Annotated in this window: 5 protein-coding genes; all 5 read left to right on the top strand. The window is 68.8% G+C overall.

What is annotated here, in order from left to right; genetic code table 11:
* Nucleotides 1-1,211: aromatic ring-hydroxylating dioxygenase subunit alpha (locus VFM98_RS07740; RefSeq protein WP_325109336.1), on the top strand; the 1,211-nt coding region annotated here is incomplete at its 5' end.
* 10 nt (nt 1,212-1,221) lie between these two features.
* Nucleotides 1,222-1,893 (top strand): aromatic-ring-hydroxylating dioxygenase subunit beta, encoded by a 672-nt coding sequence (locus VFM98_RS07735; protein WP_325109335.1) that lies wholly within the window; start codon nt 1,222-1,224, stop codon nt 1,891-1,893.
* 20 nt (nt 1,894-1,913) lie between these two features.
* A complete protein-coding gene (locus VFM98_RS07730; protein ID WP_325109334.1) occupies nt 1,914-3,089 on the top strand; it encodes an ABC transporter substrate-binding protein in 1,176 nt (391 codons plus the stop codon).
* Nucleotides 3,086-4,000, top strand: coding sequence for a branched-chain amino acid ABC transporter permease (locus VFM98_RS07725; RefSeq protein ID WP_325109333.1), 915 nt, complete (start codon nt 3,086-3,088; stop codon nt 3,998-4,000). Before VFM98_RS07730 ends, VFM98_RS07725 begins: the two co-directional genes overlap by 4 nt.
* Nucleotides 3,997-4,476, top strand: a 480-nt coding sequence (locus tag VFM98_RS07720) for a branched-chain amino acid ABC transporter permease (RefSeq protein ID WP_325109332.1), incomplete at its 3' end; no start/stop codon positions are given. The genes VFM98_RS07725 and VFM98_RS07720, both read left to right, overlap by 4 nt.

The following is a 4,476-nucleotide window of genomic DNA, read 5'->3' as shown; positions in this document are numbered from 1 at the left end:
TGGAGAAGATCTTCGAGCGCATCTGGATCTACTGCGGGCACGAGTCGCAGGTGAAGGCGCCCGGCGACTACCACGCGGTCACCATCGGCCGGCAGCCGATGCTGATGGTGCGGCAGCCCGATGGCGGGATCCAGGTGCTCTACAACCGCTGCCCGCACCGCGGCGTGCAGGTGGTGGGCAACCAGTGCGGCAACACCGGCGGCGCGCTGGTGTGCTCCTACCACGCCTGGAGCTTCCACCTCGACGGCAGCGTGCGCGCGATCCCGCTGGCGCAGGGCTACGAGAACACGCGCATGACGCGCGACAACCCCGATTGCTCGATGCGGCGTGCCGCCCGCGTGGACAGCTACCGCGGCTTCGTGTTCGCCAGCCTCGCGCCCGAAGGGCCTTCGCTGCTCGAATTCCTCGGCGAGGCCAAGGTGGCCTTCGACGACATGTGCGACCGCTCGCCCGAAGGCGAGGTGGAGGTCGTGCCCTACTGCCACCGGGTGATCCAGCAGTCGAACTGGAAGTTCTTCATGGAGAACCAGCTCGACGCGCTGCACCCTTCTGTCACGCACCAGTCCACCGGCATCGCGGCCGGCCGGGTCGAGCGGCGGCTGAAGGCGGAGCGCGGCGCCGCGCCGCTGTACTACCACTACCTGTCGGCGTTCGCCTCCAGCTTCGAGCAGTGGGACAACGTGCAGACCCTCAATTTCCCGCGCGGCCACGGCATCCTCAAGGCCTACATGGGCCTGCGCCCGCAGGACGCCGACACCAAGGCGCACGAGGCGCTGCTGGAGCAGGCCTACGGCAAGGAGAAGATGGAGGAGTACCTCTCGCGCAGCATCCACCATGTGCTGGTGTACCCCTATCTTTCGGTGCAGAGCCCGCTGCAGCAACTGCGCTGCCTGCGCCCGATCGGGCCGGACAGGACGCTGTCGGAGATCTGGCACTTCCGCCTCAAGGGCGCGCCCGAGGCGATCTACCGGCGCAGCCTCTGGTACTTCAACCTGGTCAACTCGCCGGCCACCATGATCAACGCCGACGACCTGGAGAACTGGACCAAGGCGCAGTGGGGCCTGCAATCGAAGGGCCTGGACTGGGTCAGCTTCCACCGCTGGTACGGCGACGACCGCGAGGAGAACGGCGTGACGTACTCCAACCACGGTACCTCCGAGGCGGTGATGCGCAACCAGTTCCGCGCCTGGCTGCAGTACATGGCGCAATGAGGAGCGAGCGATGAGCGAAAGCCGTGCGATCCCCAACGCCGGGCCCGACTTCGAGCACCTGCTGGCGCAGGACGTCGTGATCGCCGGCAGCCTCGGCGCCGCCACCGGCGCGCAGGCCCTGGCGCCCGACCACTCGCCGCGTGCGCCCCAGGCCGGCGCCGTGCGCGCCATCGAGACGCTGCCGCGGCCGGTGCAGTCCGCCGGGCTGGACCTGCAGCGCGAGGTGGAGCAGTTCCTGTACCGCCAGGCCGAACTGCTCGATGGCAAGCACTGGCAGGCCTGGATCGACCTGTTCGACGACGCCGGCGTGTACTGGATGCCCATCGCGCCGGAGCAGACCGAATGGGAAGGCTCGCCTTCGATCTTCGCCGAGGACAAGCTGATGATGGAGATCCGCAAGGGCCGGGTCACCCATCCCAACGCGTGGTCGCAGGCGCCGCTGTGGGCCACCAACCACCTGGTGAGCCACGTCGCCATCGAGGCCGGCGACGCGCAGCAGCTGCAGGTGCGCTCGCGCTTCCACATGATGGAGCTGCGGCGCGACGAGATCCGCCACTTTGGCGGCACTTACCGGCACACGCTGGTGCGCGACGACGCCGGCAACCTGCGCATCCGGCTGCAGCGCGTGGACCTGTTCAACAGCCAGGCGCCGTTCGATTACGTCCTGCAGATCTGGGTCTGAACCGACCGAAGGAGCGTGCCATGGTCCTGCGTTCCCTGCTTGCCGCCTGCGCCCTCGCCGCTGCCGCCCTCTCGGTGCATGCCGCCGACAAGGTGAAGGTCGGTTTCGTCAGCACCCTCTCCGGCCCCTCGGCCGCCCTGGGCATCGACATCCGCGACGGCTTCCTGCTCGCGGTGAAGCTCAATGGCGGCAAGCTCGGGGGCCTGCCGGCCGAAGTGCTGGTGAGCGACGACCAGTTCAAGCCCGACGTGGCGCGCCAGCTGTTCGAGCGCAACGTCAAGCGCGACAAGGTCGACTTCATGACCGGCGTGGTGTTCTCCAACATCATGCTGGCCGCGCTGCCGGAGGCGCTGGACAACAAGGTGATCTACCTCAGCCCCAATGCGGCACCCTCGCCGATGGCGGGCAAGGAATGCCATCCGCTCTTCTTCGCGGTGAGCTGGCCCAACGACGCCTACCACGAGGCGGCCGGCGCCTTCGCCAACCAGCGCAATCTGCAGAACGTCTACCTCGTCGCGCCCAACTACCAAGCCGGCAAGGATTCGCTGGCCGGCTTCAAGCGCGTCTTCGCCGGCAAGGTGGTGGGCGAGGTCTACACCAAGCTCGGGCAGCTCGATTACGCGGCCGAACTGGCGGAGATCCGCGCCGCCAAGCCGCAGGCCGTCTACATCTTCCTGCCCGGCGGCATGGGGATCAACTTCATCAAGCAATTCGTCGGCGCCGGCCTGTCGAAGGACATCACGCTGCTGCTGCCCGGCTTCAGCGCCGACCAGGACGTGATCGGCGCCGTCGGCCCTTCGATGGCGGGCCTGTTCAACACCGCGCACTGGTCGCCGGATCTCGCCAACGCCGCCAACAAGAAGTTCGTCGCCGAGTTCGAGAAGGAATACAAGCGCGTTCCCACGCTCTACGCCTCGCAGGGCTACGACACGGCGCGGCTGATCGACGCCGCCGTGCGCGACGTGAAGGGCAAGCTCGGTGACACGCACGCCATGCGCGAGGCGCTGCGCGCGGCCAGGTTCGAATCGGTGCGCGGCAGCTTCAAGTTCAACGCCAACCAGTACCCGATCCAGGACTACTACGTGCGCACGGTGGGCAGCGACGGCAAGGGCGGCCTGATCAACAAGTCCTTCACCGAGCCGATCCTGAAGGCCCACGGCGACGCCTACGTCCAGCAGTGCCAGATGCCGAAGTGACGCTGTTCCTGGAGCAGGCGCTCAACGGGCTGCAGTATGGGCTGATGCTGTTCCTGCTGGCCGCGGGGCTGACGATCGTGTTCGGCGTGATGGACATGATCAACCTGGCGCACGGCTCGCTCTACATGGTGGGCGCCTTCCTGGCGGCCTGGCTCACGCAGCTCGCCGGTTCGTTCTGGCTCGGCCTGCTCGGCTCGGTGGTGCTGACGGCGGCCGGCGCGATGCTGCTGGAGGTGACGGTGCTGCGCAGCCTCTACCTGCGCGACCACCTCTCGCAGGTGCTTGCCACCTTCGCCCTGATCCTGGTGCTGAACGACGGCGTGCGCATGGTGTTCGGCACCGACCGGCCGCTCTCGGTGCCGCCCGGCTTCGAGCAGCCGGTGGCGCTGCCGCTCGGCTTCCAGTATCCGGCCTGGCGGCTGGTGATCATCGCCACCGGCCTGGTGCTGGCGCTCGTGCTGTACCTGCTGGTGCAGCGCACGCGTTTCGGCGCGCTGGTGCGGGCCGGCGCGTCCAACCGCGAGATGAGCAGCGCGATGGGCGTGGACGTGCCCTTGCTGTTCACGGCGGTGTTCGGCGTCGGCGCCGCCCTGTGCGCCGTGGCCGGCGCGCTGCTCGGGCCGCTGCTGGCGGTGCAGGTGGGCATGGGCGAGAACATCCTGATCCCCGCCTTCGTGGTGGTGGTGATCGGCGGCATCGGCTCGATGCGCGGGGCGCTGGTCGGCGCGCTGCTGGTGGGGCTGGTGGATACGCTGGGGCGCACGCTGCTGCAGCAGGTGCTGCGCGAGTCGCTGCCGCCGCAGTGGGCCAGCGCCGCCGGGCCGGCGCTCGCCTCGGTCGCGGTGTACGTGCTGATGGCGGCGGTGCTGGTGTGGCGGCCGCAAGGGTTGCTGCCGGTGCGGGGGCGATGAGGCCTGCGCGCGCCGCCATCGTCGTTCTCGTGCTCGCGGCCCTGGCGCTGCCCTGGCTGCTGCGCGCGACGGGCGCGGAGTTCTACCTGAGCCTCGCCACCCGCATCCTCGTGTTCGCGGTCGCCGCCACCAGCCTGAATTTGCTGCTCGGGTACGCGGGCATGGTGTCGCTGGGGCATGCGGCGTTCATGGGGCTGGGGGCGTATGCGAGCGGCGTGCTCCTGAGCGAGGGGCAGCAGGGGCTGGGGTTGCACTTGCTGGCGGTCGTCGCAGTGACGGCCTGCGCCGCACTGGCGATCGGCGCGGTCTCGCTGCGCACGCGGGGCGTGTACTTCATCATGATCACGCTGGCCTTCGCGCAGATGCTGTTCTACCTGGCCAATTCGCTCAAGGCCTATGGGGGCGACGAGGGCCTGCGGATCCGGGCGCGGGTGCTGCTGCCCTTCGGCTTCGACCTGCGCGAGGGCTCCACGGTC

It is taken from the genome of Ramlibacter sp. (assembly GCF_035706265.1).
Lineage (GTDB): Bacteria > Pseudomonadota > Gammaproteobacteria > Burkholderiales > Burkholderiaceae_C > Ramlibacter.
This window is presented reverse-complemented; position numbering and strand designations above follow the sequence as displayed.

Coding starts and splice junctions, on each gene's coding strand:
- VFM98_RS07735 (WP_325109335.1), top strand. CDS start 1,222: ATGAGCGAAAGCCGTGCGATCCCCAACGCCGGGCCCGACTTCGAGCAC.
- VFM98_RS07730 (WP_325109334.1), top strand. CDS start 1,914: ATGGTCCTGCGTTCCCTGCTTGCCGCCTGCGCCCTCGCCGCTGCCGCC.